We start from the raw sequence: 13,921 nt of genomic DNA, 5'->3' as shown, positions 1-13,921 counted from the left end.
GACGGATGTCCCGCGATTTTCTGTTCCATGCCATGTCGGAACCGAGGCCCGCCGTTCGTCTTGAATCCAAGTCGCCTCGAACCGGAGTTCTGCGTACATGGCCCCGCGCGCCAATTGGAAAGGCTTCCTGAGACTGTCCCTCGTCACCTGTCCCGTGGCGCTCTATCCCGCGACGTCAGAGAGCGAGAAGATCTCGTTCAACCAGCTCAACCGGCAGACCGGCCACCGCATCAAATACGTGAAGGTGGACGCGGAGACCGGCGACGAGGTGCCGAACGAGGACATCGTCAAGGGCTATGAGCTCGAGAAGGGCCAGTACATCGAGGTCTCGAAGGAAGAGCTCGAGGAGATCGCGCTGGAATCGACGCGCACGATCGAGATCGACGAATTCGTCGACAAATCGGACATCGACCCGCGCTACCTGATCCGCCCCTATTACATCCGCCCCGACGGCAAGGTCGGCCACGATGCCTTCGCGGTGATCCGCGAGACCATCCGCGAGATGGACAAGGTCGCGATCGGGCGCGTGGTGCTGACCAACCGCGAGCACATCGTCGCGCTGGAGCCGATGGACAAGGGCCTCGTCGGCACGCTCCTGCGCTACCCCTACGAGGTGCGCAGCGAGCAGGAATATTTCGACGACATCCAGGACGTGAAAGTCACCAAGGACATGCTCGATCTCGCCCGGCACATCGTCAACCAGAAGGCCGGACGCTTCGCGCCCGAGAAATTCGAGGACCATTACGAGACCGCGCTGATCGAGCTGATCAACGAGAAGCGCGCCGGCAAGGTGATCCGGCCGAAGGAGCGGCCGAAGGGCGAGAACGTCGTCGACCTCATGGAGGCGCTGCGCCGCAGCGTCGGCAAGGACGCCGGGAAGCAGGCCGCGCCCGCGAAGGCGGACAAGCCGGCGAAGAAGCCGAGGAAGGCGGCGGCCGGCCAGAAGGAGATGCTGATGCCGATCGCGGGCAAGAAGGCGGCCGCCAAGGAGACGTCCGCGAAGAAGCAGGCCTCAGGGGCGCGGCGGAAATCCGCATGAAGCACGCGAAGCGCCTTGCAGCAGGCCTCAAAGGCCCTCGTCAGGACACTCCGGACAGGTATCGCCGATCGAATCGAGGACATCGTTGATCTCCGCGATCGCCTCATCGGCCGAGACGCCGTCCGGCGGATCCTGGCGCGCACGCTCGACCGCGCGTTTCCGAGCGTGCGGGTCGGCGCGATCCTTGGCCCAGCCGTGCTCCTCGCATTCGCAGATCGCGCCGGCCTCGTGCAGCACGTGGATGGCCCAGCCGCGCAGGGTTCGGATCGCCGGTCGTCTTTCCCTGGTCATCAGCATGCGAGGCCGCTCCTGCGGGACGAATCCGTCCGCCCACCCACTCGTTCCCCGCGGTTAGCACGGGGCAGGGATTCCCAAACGGCAGGACTCGGCTTGTCCACCTGTTCCGGCAGACTGTGGAGAACGCGAGGTATTGGCGCGGGGTCTGCACGCGTTGCAAGCACGCGGCCGATACAGGCAAGTTTCCTCCTGAGGAACCTGGTGCTGAGAGGCGGCTTATGTCGTCACCGGTTTCGGAGGAAAAGCCATGGCCATTGATGCGTTCGCGGGCACAACGCCCGTGTTTCTCCCGGAGCAGTTCTTCGTCGGCCGCCTGGAAGGCTGGGCGGTGGTCGAGAGCCTCGTCGGCGGGCTCTTGAAGCGCGCGTCGATCGTCGCTCATGGCGAGCTGGACGCGGACACCGACACCGTCGTCCTGACCGAAACTTACACCTTCGATGACGGCCACAGCGACACGCTGCGCTGGACCATCCACAAGCTGGGCGAAGGCCAATACACCGGCCATGAGAACCGCCTGGAAGGCGAGGCCACCGGCGAGCAGGCCGGTTGTGCATTCCATTGGACCTACACGCGCGACACGCCCCAGGGCGACGGCAAGTCGTTCAAGCTGAACTTCGATGATTGGTTCTATGCGGTCGATGACCACGCCTGCATCGTGCGCGGCAGCGCCGGGCGCGCGGGCATTCCGTTCGCGACGGCGCATGTGACGTATCGCAAGCTATAGGTTTGGCGCGATGGTGACAGTATACTCTGTACATCCTTGTGTGGAATGCGCGTCACTCTGCATTTCGAATGCCACCACGCAACGGCTCAGGTGCTCAACGCCTGTTTAACGCCAAGCTGATGGTGGCATCACACGAATGATCGGCGTTAGCTCACGATTGGTCCAGCCGCAGCTTCCTCCAAACCGGCACGAGCCTGGATAGCGAGGCTTCGTTCTGCAACCTGCGAGTCGAAGTATTCCTCAATCGAATAAACCTTGCCCCATCGCAACTTGAAGACGTGGACGCCCCTGTTCACATACGAGCTTTGGCCGTCAAGTAGCCTCGCGTTGGCCCGCCACTTGACGAACACTGTGGTGTTCCATGGCCAACCCGTCACCTCGACCTGTTCAATATCTATGTGCAGCTTCGGGAAAACACGGCCCATGCGCTCGAACCACTGCTTCACCGATTGCTTTCCATGTCGCTCACCCCCCAACGCATGATCTCCGGCAACCCAGTGATACGCGTTTGGCGTTAGGCCTTTTGCAGCATCATCCCAACGTTGGTTGTTGACATGATCGAAGCTCCTGCGGATCTCTTTTTTGACAATTTGACTGTAGACCATTGATGCCTCCAGTTGTTTGGACGGCCCTGCAAGACGGATGGATACTTTCCAGACACTGAAGAGTTGCTCCGGGTAAGGACGGCGATCCGTCGGGACAGCTGGCTGACGGCCGGCCCCACACGCGGCAGCGGCGGCATCATCGCCGCGCCGGCAACGAACAGCGGCGCGCCCGCCGCGACCAGCAACCGCCAGTCGATGCCGAAAGAACGCTGGGTGACGAACCGCTCCGCCGCCAGCCCCAACAGCAGCGCTCCCAGATAGACGAAGGGCGGAGGGAAGCGCACACCCGCGCTGTCTCGTTCGACGGCCATGCTCATCCTGCATCTGTGCTCTCAAACCACCATCGACTGCTGGGCAAAGATACCCGCCATCGCGCCGTGCGATGATGCCAGGGTGACCGATGGCGGCGTGATGGGGTTGGCGAGGTCACCGGCGGCGTAGATGCCGTGCATGCTGGTTTCGCGGCGCTCGTCGACCTTGAGGATGATGCCGAGGGGTGTTTTGACCGTGGCGAGGCCCAGTGATTCATGCAGGCTTGCGGACGGCTTGTTGCGCGGATGCGCGAACAGGATGTCGACTGCGACATTGGGGCCGGAATCGAGCTTGACGGTGGCGTTATGGGCCCCGCGTTGGGCGATCCCGGTGATCCGGCCATCGACGACGGGTATGTTGCGTCGCGCCAGATCGGCCCGGATATCGGGCGGAATATCGTGACCATCGGCGAAGAGCGTCAACCTGTCGGTCCAATCGCGGAATAGCCTGACCTGATTGTGCGACTGCGGGCCGGACCAGACGAGGCCCCAATGCTGGCCGGCGACTTCAAAGCCGTCGCAATACGGGCAGGGCACGATCGACGTGCCCCAGCCTTCGGCAAAGCCCGGAACATCAGGCATCTGGTCGGTGATGCCATAGCTCAGGATCAGGCGTCGCGCCCGAAAGCTTTCGCCACCGGACGTGAGGACGGAGAAATTGTCGATGGCGCCGGAGACGCTGTCGGCCCGGGCATTGACCAGCCTGATCGTGGGATAACGCGCCAGCTGCTGCCGCGCCTCGGCCAGGATATCCAGCGGCGGCTTGTGATCGTGGCCGAGCAGGCCATGCGAGTGGTGGGCAAAGCGGTTTCGCGGCAGGCCGGTGTCGAGAACGGTGACCTTGCGCCGCGCACGGCCGAGCTGGAGGGCGCCGGCGAGACCGGCAAAGCTGCCGCCGATGATGATGACGTCATCCATGGGGATAAGCTCCGTTGGAGGACAGGTCGAGACCTACCCATTGGCTTGGACATTTTGGACACTGCGTGGTATCGTAATTCAAGAATTAGGATACTGTCAAGGACTGTAATTTGGTGACCGAAAATCGCCAGCGCCGGCGCGGCCGGCCCGCCAACGAGGCGCTTGGCCAGACGATCGTCGACGCCGCGCGCGAACTCTTTTTGGAATTGGGGTTTCAAGCGACGACATTGGACCAGGTCGCCCGGCGCGCGAAGATATCCAAGCTTAGCATCTACAGGCACTTCGAGAACAAGGAGGCGCTGTTCGGCGCGGCCATCGCGGCCGGCTGCCAGCTCTTGTTTGCACCACAGGCCCTGCATGAGGACGACGATGGTTCGGTCGAAGATCAGCTCATGGCGGTGGGATCATTGCTGCTTCGCACGCTGCTCAGACCGGACGTCCGCAGTGTCGAAGCCATGGTCATGGCCGACAAGACCAATCAAACGTCGCTAAGCAAGCTCCATTTCGAAGCCGGCCCCGCCCATGTCATCGGCCAGATCGAGGCCCTGTTGCGTCAGTTGCACGCGAAGGCGCTTCTGAACGTGCCCGATCCTCACCGGTCCGCCCGCTTGTTTGCCGCGCTTTTCAAAGGATCCGATCTCGTGATGATCGCGCGCTTCGATCAGGCGAGAGCAGAGAACGACAAGGAAATCGAATCCTATTGCCGGTCGGCCGTCGCAATGTTCATCGCCGGGCACGGTGGCAGGGACGACGCGGTATCACGGTGACAATGCACCTAATTCAGGACTTCGGACCCGCGAAAGCCGGAGTTAATTGTGCGCACTGTCACCGTAATCCCAGGCTGGTGACGCGGGCTGCAGCCATGCCTGCGCGCCCTTCTTTCTCAAGCTTAACATTTTTGAATCGCGAACGCACGGAAGCAAAGTACGGTGGCCATTTCCCGTGAGGGGATCTTCTGGCGCTGATTGATCCAGGGCGGGGGCGGGGGCGTGAATTTCCAGGTTACGGTTTTGAAGATCCTGGTGAGCTATCCGGACGGCTTTGCCGTCATGGAAGACCTCAAGCGCGACATGGCCATCCTGGCGACCAGTGGCCGCGATTGGGCCGACCGGACGAGGCGTCTCGCCAGCCGGGTGCCGGACCTCGACATCTTTTCACAGGGGCTTGTCGAGCGCATCAGCGGTGGCTGGAGACTGACGTCCAAGGGGCGAGACATATTGGAGTTCATGGAAGCCCGCCCAGCACCGAGCGAGCCCAGCCTGACGTCCCTGGTCAATGAGACGTCCCAGCCGGTATTCGAGATTGCTCCGCTGCCGCAGCCAGCTGAGCGGGCCAAGCCGCGGCGCGGGCGCCGAGAGCGCCGCCGCGAAGCCCGCGAACGGGCGAGGGCGAACGCCTCCTGAACCGGGATTGAGGTCGGCGGCGAACTCGCTGTACATCGCCGCGCTCGAAGGGCGCCAAGTCGGCGGAGACGCGGCGGCGAGGGGTGTTAACCACCCCATCCCTCGTACGGATTATGACCTGGTTCTGGTTGGTCATCATAGTGCGGGGTCGGTTGATGGCGGGCCGGCCGTGCCGGTGAATAGGCCCAGGCCCCAGCGGTCCCAGTCGTCAAAACACGAGAATGCGCTGTCGCATGATGCCGATGGACCTGATGCCGATGGACTTGGCCTGCCCCCGCGGCGCTGACGGGTGCACACAGGATAATGAAGAGGCTCAAAACGACACCCGATCGCATGGTAGTTTCTCCGATAGATCTACGATGAGGAGTTAGATGAGTCTCGGTCTACGCCCTCGCAATCCGCCACGCCTGCAAGACTGGTAACGTCCTCGGCATCCCGCGCCGGTCGGCGGTCGAATTCGTGCGAATCTGCAAACCTCGCACTCGGCTTCATGCTGGCCGTTGCGTCACGGTTTGGAGTCCTTCGTCGCCGGGGTGCGTCACGCAATGGTGAGCATGCCGATGTGCCATTCGCGCAGGCGTGATTGTTCACCCACGTGTTTTTCCCGAGCGCATCCCCACCTAATGTTCAACCAAGAAATTCGAAGGAAACGCATTTCAACAGAGCAGCCGGTTCGAGTCAGCGCGAATGCTCCGCACGAAAACAACAGCCGTTCGGAGCACGACCATGACTGGATTCAGGACCTTTGTTATTGCAGCGATGATGTCGATTGGCGCGATAAGCTCTGCAAGCGCCAAGTGCCCGTTGTGGGCGATTCAAGATCCAAATTCGTTTCAGGCGCAATATCCCGATCGGGATGTGTTGAACGACTGCGAATTGACGCCAGCAGGCAGAATGGGCCTGGAACGCCCTGGCGGCGCGGCTCCCGTGTTTGGGGCCAACAGGGCTTATGAGACAACGCCTGGCGTTGCCCAGCACCACGGCTTTCGCCACCGATCGCGGTGAGTATCTGAAAATGGATCCGGATGGTCGGATTGCGGCGGAGAAACCGTAGCGCGCCAAGTCGAATCGCCAAGTCGAATGATCAGAAAATCAATCCGCGCACCTTCGGTACGCGACCGTTTTCAGCGATTCCTGAGTGCTCTCGGGACCAATCAAATGCGAGTCGATCAAGTCTTTGATTTCGCGTCCGTCGCCAAAAGATCGCGAGTCGTTTCAGGTCACTTCCAAAGATTTGCGAGTCGAATTGGTGATGACGCTAGATCTTGGGTTGGATGCCGCGATTTGTTGTCCAGATGTCGTGGTCTTGTGGAGCTTGGTGCTGCGAGCGCGGCCCGCAATGAACAACCTGCTCGAGGAAAACCGTCGGGGCAGCACAAGTCGTCTGAAGCGGTGGAGCGCTATCGAGAGATCGATGTGCGATCGTCGAGCGCCGCGCCGGTCGAGGCTTAGCCGCCACCGCAAAAACCACCGCCGTGGCCACCGCCACCACCGCCGCCATGTGCATTGGCCGCGCCGACGGTGAGCGTCGAGGCGAGTGCTGCTGTCGCCAGAATAATGATTGCACGTTTCATGGATGACTCCTCTTGTTGCGCTGTCCGGCCATGTTCCGCGCGAGGTTGCCGATGGCCGGGTCAGTGATGAGGGAGAGGTAGGTCCGGTACGAGGCGATCCAACTGAATTCGATGTCAGATATCAGGCAAGTCGCTCGCGAAGAGCGTCTCGCGGATCGGCGCGACGCACGCGTAGGAGCGGGCCGACCAGCGCAGTCCGCTCCTTGTTATTGCACAATGCGGCGAAGCTACAGGGCAGGCCGCGTCACCCAATCAGTACTGTGCCCGGCTCGCACGGTACGTTGTTGCCGGTCCACGGTGCGGTGGCAAAGGCCCCGACGCGCGGCGCCGGAACGCAGGCGCGCTCGCCCGGATAATGGAACGGCGTGGTTGCCGCGACTGTATCGGCGGCCACGTCGGGCCGTCTTCCAGATGACCCAGGCCGTGGTGCCACACATGAAGGAGCGCAAATACGGGCGGATCGTCAACATCGCCTCGCTCGCCGCTCGAGCGGGCGGTCCGGGACAGTCCCACTACGCTGCATCGAAGTCGGCCGTGGTCGGCTTCACCCGGGTGTCGTCCATGGAGTTCGGCAGCTACGGCATCACGGTCAATGCCGTATGCCCGGGCATCATCGTGACTGAGATGGGGATGAACAATCTCCGCGATCCCGAGCGTGTCGCCTATTTCGAGAAGGTCACGGACTTGCACCGGCTCGGGCAGCCGCGAGGACGTCGTCGGGCCCGTTGCGTTCTTTGCGTCTGACGATTCTGCTTTGTGACCGGCCAAGCCCTCAACGTCGACGGAGCATCTTCTACAGCTAGCAACGGGGTCGATCCGCTCTAGCTAACCTATTGCGGCTCGATGCCGGCTGCCTTGATGATCCTTCCCCATTTGCCGATCTCAGCCTTGAGAAAGGCTTCAAGGGCTTCCGGCGTCGCGCGTTCGGGTTCAACCGGGGACATGCTGAGCTCACCAAACCGATTGATCAGGGCGGGATCCTTCAACGCGGTCTGCAGCGCGCCGACGAGTTGGTCGACGACGGGCTTCGGCGTGCCGCGCGGGGCGTAGAGGCCATACCACGTCGTCACGTCGAACGCGGGAAGGCCGGCCTCGGCCGAGGTCGGCACGTTCGGCAGCGTTGCAACCCGCTTCTTGCTCGTGATCGCGTAGCCCTTGATCGTGTTCGACTGAATATAAGGCGTCGGCCCGGTTGCAGGGTCGCAATAAACGTCGATGTGGCCGGCGATGACGTCGTTCAGCGCTGGGCCGCCGCCCTTGTAGTAGATCGGGGTGAGCTTGGTATCGGTGGTGCTCATGAACATCAAACCGCAGAGCTGTGAGGCCGAGCCGAGTCCGACATTGCCGAAGGTGATCTTGTCGCCGGCATTGCGGATCTGCGCGATGAGCTCGTTGAGGTCCTTGGCGGGAAAGTTCGGCCGCGCCACGAGGATCATTGGGACGTCGGTGACGAGCCCGATGGGGGCGAAATCGCCGACCGGATCGAACGGCAGCTTGGCGTAGAGGGCCGGCGCGGTGGCCTGGCCGACATGCATCAGCAGCAGCGTGTAGCCGTCGGGGGCCGCCTTGGCGACACGGTTGGTGCCGAGCGTGCCGCCGGCGCCGACGGCGTTTTCGATCACGATCGACTGCTTCAGCGTCGCACTCATCGCGCCGCCGAGGATGCGTGCGATCACGTCGCCGGGACCGCCAGCTGAGAACGGCACGATCATCGTGACCGGGCGGGTGGGGTAGTCTTCCGCAATGGCTGCGCGGCAGGGATAGAGCAGGGCAAACAGGATCAGCGATCGTACGAGATACGTCATCGAACACTCCCCGGCGGCAATGTTTTAGTCGTCGGAAGGCGCCGCCTCCTTGGCTGCCGACGATTTTTCGATCATGTCGAGCGCGGCCACCGCAGCCGCATTGATGTGGTCGACGCAGCAGCGCTCGGCGAGGTCAGCATCGCCGTTCTGGATCGCGCGCCAGATCGCGGTAACCTCGCGCAAACTCTTGTTGATCCGCTTCGGCTGCGACATCGAGGTGATCCGCAACAGCTGGATTCGGTCATGCAGCGGCTTGAGCATGCGCTCGATGAACGCGTTGCGGCAGCCACCGATCAGAGCAGCGTAAAAGTCGGTCTTGGCTTCCAGGCATCCGACGAGGTCCTGCTTGGCTGCGGCTGCCTTCAGCCGGGTCAGAGCTTCCCCGATCCGGCGAGCCACTTCCGGGTCGTGAAGCCTGGCGCATTCACGGCCGGCGAAGCCTTCGAGCACCGCGCGGGCGGCGTAGAGCTGCCGGGCCTCCTCCAGGCTGATCGTGGAGACCACAGGGCCGCGGTGAGGGACCGTATTGACCAGCCCGTCGGCCTCGAGGGCGCGTAGTGCTTCGCGGATCGAGGGGCGGCTGACGCCCATCATCTCGCAGAGCTCGCGCTCGACCAGGCGCTGGCCCGGTTTCAGCGTGCCGGACATGATCGCCTCGCGCAGCTTTTGCGCCACCATCGCTCGGACGGTCGGTACGTCATCGATGCGGAGTGTCGACTGCAATTCGCGGCGTCTTTCCATGTCCGGGCCTTGGTTGGAATGATTCAATACCGGTTTACAGGCAGAATCATCATTTCGGCAATTTGAACGTGGGCGGGCTGATCCAGCGCGAACACGATCGAGCGGGCGATGTCGGCCGGCTCGAGCGCCATCTTGAACTGGTCGAAATAGTCCTTTTCCTTCTGCTTGTCGCCGCGGTAGCGGGTCAGGATGATGTTGGTCCTGGTCAGGCCGGGCTGGAGCTCGGTGACCCGGATCGCGGTGTCCGCCAGCTCGCCCCGGAGGGTCTCGGTGAACATGTGCACGCCGGCCTTGCTGGTGCTGTAGGCCGCCATATCCGGGATTATACGGACGGCGTTGATGGAGCTGATGTTGACGATATGGCCGGCGTTGCGCTTGACCATGTCGGGGAGGATCGCGCGGGTGACGCGCATCAGGCCAATCAGGTTGGTCTGAATGATGTTGGACCAGTCGTCGGCGGAGCCGGCGTCGAAGCGTGTCCGGCCGCCGATGTCATGCCCGGCATTGTTGATGAGGATTTCGACCGGCTTGAAATGAGCAGGAATGACCTCCGGCAGACTATCCACGTCCCGGGAATCGCTTACGTCGAGCTGAATCGGAAACACCTTGTCGCCGACGGTGGCCGCCAGCTGCTGAAGCGCCTTGGCGTCACGATCGACCAGCACGACGCGGCGGCCGCTGTCCAGCAGCGCCTTGGTGATGGCGCGTCCCATGCCGCCGGCAGCGCCGGTCAGGACGACGGTCTGGCCTGGTTGTTCGGTCATCTCAGCACTCCCATTCCAATGCTCTCATGCGATTGACCAGCCGCCGTCGATGGGCAGGCTGGCGCCGGTGATGTCATTTGCCGCGGTACCGCAGAGAAAGACGACCATGGCGGCGACCGCATCCATTTCGACGAAGCGCTGCGTCGGCTGCCGCTCGCCAAGATATTCGCGGGTCACGTCATCGACGGGGCGTCCGCTATTCGCGGCCATCGTCGCGATCTTGTTCAGGATCGCCGGCGTCGGCAGCGTACCCGGGCAGAGCGCGTTGCAGGTGATTCCGCTGCGGGCGGTCTCGATGGCCACCGCGCGGGTCATGCCCAGAATTGCCGCTTTGGTCGTGACGTAGTCGATGCGATCTTCGATCGCGCGGCTCGAATAGATCGAGCCGATATTGATGATCCGGCCCCAGCCGCGCTGCTTCATCGCGGGCAGCGCAAGGCGGATCAGGTGGAACGGCGCCGACAGGTTAACAGCGAGCGCCTGGTCCCAGCGATCGGGTGGAAACTGCTCGATCATCGAGAAATGCCTGACAACGGCATTGTTGACAAGGATGTCGATGGCGCCGCAGCGGTCGAGCAGGCCAACCATCATGCTCTCGATGTCGTCGCGCCCGGACAGATCGGCAGCGGCGGGGATGACCTCGACGCCGAAGCGGGCGCTGAGCTCGTCCGCGGGCTGCTTCGGCGCAACGAGGTCGTGCAGGACAATGTTGCAGCCCGCGCCGGCCAGGCCTTCCGCGATGGCGAGGCCAAGGCCTGCGGTCGCGCCGGTCACGAGTGCCCATTTGCCCTTCATCGCAGCCCGCCCGCCCTTATTTCTTGTCGAGCTCGGCGAAGACTTCCTTCGCGTTGCGGAACGCGTCCACGCCGGCCGGCACGCCGCAATAGATCGCGACCTGCATGAAAACCTCGCGGATCTCCTCTTTGGTCGCGCCATTGGCGAGGGCGCCGCGGACGTGGGTCTTCAGCTCGTGCGGACGGTTGAGCGCGCAGAGCATCGCCAGATTGAGGAAGCTGCGCGTCTTTCGCGTCAGCCCTTCGCGGCCCCAGACGTAACCCCAGCAATACTCGGTGGTCAGATCCTGCATCGGGCGGTTGAACTCGTCGGCTGACGCGATCGCCTTGTCGACGAACTCGCTGCCGAGCACGCTTTTGCGGATTTCGAGGCCGCGGTCGTAGGTCGCCTTGTCCATTCTGTTCTCCGTTTCGCTTTCGAGCGGTATCAGGTCTTGGGCCAGAACGGCTTCGCCAGCGCAAGCTCAGGCGGGAACACCGTCACCGGCACGCCGGATTGCCACTGCACGATGGTCATGCCGGCGCCGACGCGGCGGCCTTTCTGGTCGAACTTGATTTCGCCGAGCGGGTAATATTTCGAGGGACCCGCATCCATGGTGCGCAGCGCTTCGCCGACCGCGACGCGGTCGGCCTTGCCGGCCTTCTCCAGCGCGTCCTTGATCACCCACATGTCGCCATAGGTGGAGATCGCGTTCTGCGTCATCCACGGCTCCTTGTAGCGGGTCTTCAATTCGGCGATCAGGGCCTCGTGGCCCTTTGCGCCCCAGCTCGCAACGCAGGTCAGGACGCCCTGTAGCAGTTCAGGGCTCACGGTCTGCAGCATGTCCGGCTCGGCGATGGCGATGCCGAACGAGATGGTCGGCACCTTGCCCTGGCCGAGGCCGAACTCGTTCATCTTCTCGAGCAGCAATTTTGCGTCCGAGATCACCGTCGGCAGGAAGAAGAGCAGGTCGGGTTTGGCCGAGCGAATCTTCTGAACCAGCGACGTCGCGTCCGCCAGCGGCGGCGTGAAGGTCTCGTCCACGATCGGCTGCAGCTGGTTCTCTGCCAGCAAGCCCTCGCGCATCGATTTCGCCGAGGCGATCGACGCCGCCGTGTTGTCGGTGAGGATCGCGACCGTCTTCGGCCGCTTGCCCGATGCCGTCTCGGCCAGCTTGATGATTTGCGGCAAGGCCTGGCGAGCCTGTGAGCCTGCCGTGGCCGAGGTCTGGAATACGTATTTGAAGCCGCGATCCGTGATCAGATCGGAGTAGGAGAGGGTGAGGACGGGCAAGTTGGCGCGTTCCGTGACCTCGGTGACCGCGAGCGTGAAGGATGACAGGTAGGCGCCGCTTGCTGCGACCAGGTCGCTCTCCTGCGCCACCATACGCTGGGCGGCGTTCTTGGCCTTCTCAGTGGTGTCGCCGGAATCGAGCACCACGAGCTTCAGCTTGGCGCCGCCGAGCGCCTTGACTCCGCCTTGCGCGTTGATGTGCTCGACCGCCATCTCGGCGCCCTGCCGCATCACCGTTCCCGGACGGGCGTAGATGCCGGAGATCGGCACCAAGAGGCCGACCTTCACCTCAGATGGCTGCTGGGCCCAGGCGCGGGATGCGATCAGCGTGCCGGACGCGCCCGCAAGCAGTGTTCGACGGGTGATCGTGATCTTGCTCGTTGCACTCATGACAATCCTCCTCCCTGAAAATGCGCGATGCTATTTCTTCGGCCAGAACGGCTGCGCCTGCGCGAGCTCGGGCGGATAGACGGTGACTGGCACGCCCGATTGCCATTGCACGATGACGACGCCGGCACCGACCCTGCGGCCCTTCTCATCGAACTTGAGCTGTCCGCCGGGATAGTATTTCGACGGGCCGGCATCCATGGTGCGGAAGGCCTGCGCGACCGCATTGCGGTCAGCCTTGCCGGCCTTCTCCAAGGCTTCCTTCATCAGCCACATGTCGCCATAGGTCGAGATGACGTTCTGCGTCATCCAGGGCTCCTTGTATTTTGCCTTGAGCTCGGCGATCAGCGCCTCGTGACCTTTCGAGCCCCAATTGGCGACGATGGTCATGATGCCCTGCACTGTCTCCGGGCTCACACTCTGGAGCATGTCCGGCTCGGCGATGGTGATGCTGAAGGACACGGTCGGGATCTTGCCCTGGCCAAGGCCGAACTCGCTGATCTTCTCGAGCCCCAGCTTGGCGTCCGACACCGCATTCGGCATGAACAGCAGCAGATCGGGCTTGGCCGAGCGAACTTTTTGGATGAGCGGGGTGGCGTCCGCGAGAGGCGGCGTCCACACCTCCTCGACGACGAGCTGCAGGCCTTCCTGCGCGAACAGCTTCTCCTTCAGAGCCTTGGCCGTGGCAACCGAAGTCGCGGTGTTGTCCATCAACATCGCGACCGTCTTCGGCTTCTTGCCCGACGCATTCTCGGCGAGCTTCATCAGAGTCGGCAATCCGAGCTCGGACTGGCGGCTCGCGGTCGCGGCGGTCTGGAAGATGTATTTGAAGCCGCGGTCCGTCAGAAGATCCGAATAGGACAGCGTCAGCACCGGCAGCTCGGCACGCTCGGTCACTTCGGTGACCGCCAGCGTGAAGGACGACAGATAGGAGCCGGTGGCCGCGACGAGATCCGGCTCCTGCGCCACCATGCGCTGCGCCGCGTTCTTGGCCTTCTCGGTGGTGTCGCCGCAATCGATCACGACGAGCTTCAGCTTGGCGCCGCCGAGCGCCTTGATGCCGCCCTGCGCGTTGATGTGCTCGATGCCCATCTCGGCGCCCATCTTCATCACCTGACCGGGGCGGGTGTAGATGCCCGACAACGGCACGATCAGTCCGACCTTGATCTCGGCCGGTGTCTGCGCGCGTGCCACGCCGGCAAGGCCCACGGCGGCGGCGCCGGACAGCACGGTCCGTCGCGAGAGTCCCTTCGATGTCTTGTTCATTTTGTTTGCTCCCTGGTCTT

19 protein-coding genes are annotated in these 13,921 nt (G+C 63.0%); 6 read left to right on the top strand and 13 right to left on the bottom strand.

The genetic code is table 11. From position 1 onward, the window contains the following. Positions 1–97 precede the first annotated feature (97 nt). The gene (locus tag ABIA45_RS21640) at positions 98–1,039 is read left to right on the top strand and encodes a Ku protein (RefSeq protein ID WP_271538704.1); all 942 of its coding nucleotides are present in this window, start codon (positions 98–100) and stop codon (positions 1,037–1,039) included. A 27-nt stretch (positions 1,040–1,066) separates the two neighbouring features. Here ABIA45_RS21640 and ABIA45_RS21635 read toward each other — a convergent pair whose 3' ends face one another. Beyond that, entirely contained in the window at positions 1,067–1,336 is a 270-nt protein-coding gene (locus ABIA45_RS21635; RefSeq protein WP_157285235.1) for a hypothetical protein, read from the bottom strand. A gap of 247 nt (positions 1,337–1,583) precedes the next feature. Here ABIA45_RS21635 and ABIA45_RS21630 point away from each other — a divergent pair, with 247 nt between their 5' ends. After that, a complete protein-coding gene (locus ABIA45_RS21630) occupies positions 1,584–2,060 on the top strand; it encodes a DUF3833 family protein (protein ID WP_404653560.1) in 477 nt (158 codons plus the stop codon). A 146-nt stretch (positions 2,061–2,206) separates the two neighbouring features. On the opposite strand, the gene ABIA45_RS21625 is transcribed toward ABIA45_RS21630, so the two are convergent. The 3 genes from ABIA45_RS21625 to ABIA45_RS21615 are packed head-to-tail and all read right to left on the bottom strand — an operon-like array spanning position 2,207 to position 3,894. Then, complete coding sequence (locus ABIA45_RS21625; RefSeq protein WP_404653559.1) at positions 2,207–2,665, bottom strand: nuclear transport factor 2 family protein; 459 nt, start codon at positions 2,663–2,665, stop codon at positions 2,207–2,209. Further along, positions 2,575–2,976: a hypothetical protein gene (locus ABIA45_RS21620; RefSeq protein ID WP_404655726.1), complete on the bottom strand. Its 402-nt coding sequence runs from the start codon at positions 2,974–2,976 to the stop codon at positions 2,575–2,577. Before ABIA45_RS21620 ends, ABIA45_RS21625 begins: the two co-directional genes overlap by 91 nt. Before the next feature lie 21 nt (positions 2,977–2,997). Then, on the bottom strand, positions 2,998–3,894 hold the full coding sequence (locus ABIA45_RS21615) for an NAD(P)/FAD-dependent oxidoreductase (protein ID WP_271538697.1): 897 nt from the start codon (positions 3,892–3,894) through the stop codon (positions 2,998–3,000). A gap of 113 nt (positions 3,895–4,007) precedes the next feature. Between ABIA45_RS21615 and ABIA45_RS21610 the strand changes: the two genes are divergently transcribed. From ABIA45_RS21610 to ABIA45_RS21600, 3 genes are all read left to right on the top strand, one after another. Beyond that, complete coding sequence (locus ABIA45_RS21610; protein ID WP_404543643.1) at positions 4,008–4,661, top strand: TetR/AcrR family transcriptional regulator; 654 nt, start codon at positions 4,008–4,010, stop codon at positions 4,659–4,661. Positions 4,662–4,883: 222 nt separating this feature from the next. Beyond that, positions 4,884–5,297, top strand: coding sequence for a hypothetical protein (locus ABIA45_RS21605; RefSeq protein WP_404653558.1), 414 nt, complete (start codon positions 4,884–4,886; stop codon positions 5,295–5,297). A 726-nt stretch (positions 5,298–6,023) separates the two neighbouring features. After that, positions 6,024–6,302 carry a hypothetical protein gene (locus tag ABIA45_RS21600; RefSeq protein ID WP_404653557.1) on the top strand — a complete coding sequence of 93 codons (279 nt, stop codon included), beginning with the start codon at positions 6,024–6,026 and terminating at the stop codon, positions 6,300–6,302. Positions 6,303–6,745: 443 nt separating this feature from the next. On the opposite strand, the gene ABIA45_RS21595 is transcribed toward ABIA45_RS21600, so the two are convergent. Continuing rightward, positions 6,746–6,871, bottom strand: coding sequence for a hypothetical protein (locus ABIA45_RS21595; RefSeq protein WP_404653556.1), 126 nt, complete (start codon positions 6,869–6,871; stop codon positions 6,746–6,748). Positions 6,872–7,115: 244 nt separating this feature from the next. Next, positions 7,116–7,265 carry a hypothetical protein gene (locus tag ABIA45_RS21590; RefSeq protein ID WP_404653554.1) on the bottom strand — a complete coding sequence of 50 codons (150 nt, stop codon included), beginning with the start codon at positions 7,263–7,265 and terminating at the stop codon, positions 7,116–7,118. Positions 7,266–7,306: 41 nt separating this feature from the next. Between ABIA45_RS21590 and ABIA45_RS21585 the strand changes: the two genes are divergently transcribed. After that, positions 7,307–7,615 (top strand): SDR family NAD(P)-dependent oxidoreductase, encoded by a 309-nt coding sequence (locus ABIA45_RS21585; protein WP_404653552.1) that lies wholly within the window; start codon positions 7,307–7,309, stop codon positions 7,613–7,615. A gap of 86 nt (positions 7,616–7,701) precedes the next feature. On the opposite strand, the gene ABIA45_RS21580 is transcribed toward ABIA45_RS21585, so the two are convergent. Genes ABIA45_RS21580 through ABIA45_RS21550 form a run of 7 tightly spaced genes read right to left on the bottom strand, consistent with a single transcriptional unit; the run spans position 7,702 to position 13,901 of the window. Further along, a complete protein-coding gene (locus ABIA45_RS21580) occupies positions 7,702–8,676 on the bottom strand; it encodes a tripartite tricarboxylate transporter substrate-binding protein (RefSeq protein WP_404543639.1) in 975 nt (324 codons plus the stop codon). Between the two features lie 24 nt (positions 8,677–8,700). Continuing rightward, positions 8,701–9,417, bottom strand: coding sequence for a GntR family transcriptional regulator (locus ABIA45_RS21575; protein ID WP_050991723.1), 717 nt, complete (start codon positions 9,415–9,417; stop codon positions 8,701–8,703). A gap of 23 nt (positions 9,418–9,440) precedes the next feature. Beyond that, positions 9,441–10,181, bottom strand: a complete 741-nt coding sequence (locus tag ABIA45_RS21570) for an SDR family oxidoreductase (RefSeq protein ID WP_404653550.1) — start codon at positions 10,179–10,181, stop codon at positions 9,441–9,443. Positions 10,182–10,205: 24 nt separating this feature from the next. Next, positions 10,206–10,976, bottom strand: a complete 771-nt coding sequence (locus ABIA45_RS21565; RefSeq protein WP_404653548.1) for an SDR family oxidoreductase — start codon at positions 10,974–10,976, stop codon at positions 10,206–10,208. Between the two features lie 16 nt (positions 10,977–10,992). After that, the gene (locus tag ABIA45_RS21560; RefSeq protein WP_036011548.1) at positions 10,993–11,373 is read right to left on the bottom strand and encodes a carboxymuconolactone decarboxylase family protein; all 381 of its coding nucleotides are present in this window, start codon (positions 11,371–11,373) and stop codon (positions 10,993–10,995) included. A gap of 29 nt (positions 11,374–11,402) precedes the next feature. Then, positions 11,403–12,638 (bottom strand): ABC transporter substrate-binding protein, encoded by a 1,236-nt coding sequence (locus tag ABIA45_RS21555; RefSeq protein WP_157285228.1) that lies wholly within the window; start codon positions 12,636–12,638, stop codon positions 11,403–11,405. Positions 12,639–12,668: 30 nt separating this feature from the next. Beyond that, positions 12,669–13,901, bottom strand: a complete 1,233-nt coding sequence (locus ABIA45_RS21550; protein ID WP_271538677.1) for an ABC transporter substrate-binding protein — start codon at positions 13,899–13,901, stop codon at positions 12,669–12,671. Between the last annotated feature and the right edge of the window lie 20 nt (positions 13,902–13,921).

Source organism: Bradyrhizobium sp. USDA 336 (assembly GCF_044908355.1).
Lineage (GTDB): Bacteria > Pseudomonadota > Alphaproteobacteria > Rhizobiales > Xanthobacteraceae > Bradyrhizobium > Bradyrhizobium yuanmingense.
Note: the sequence above shows the minus strand (reverse complement) of the source record. Positions and strands in the feature narration are given on the sequence as shown.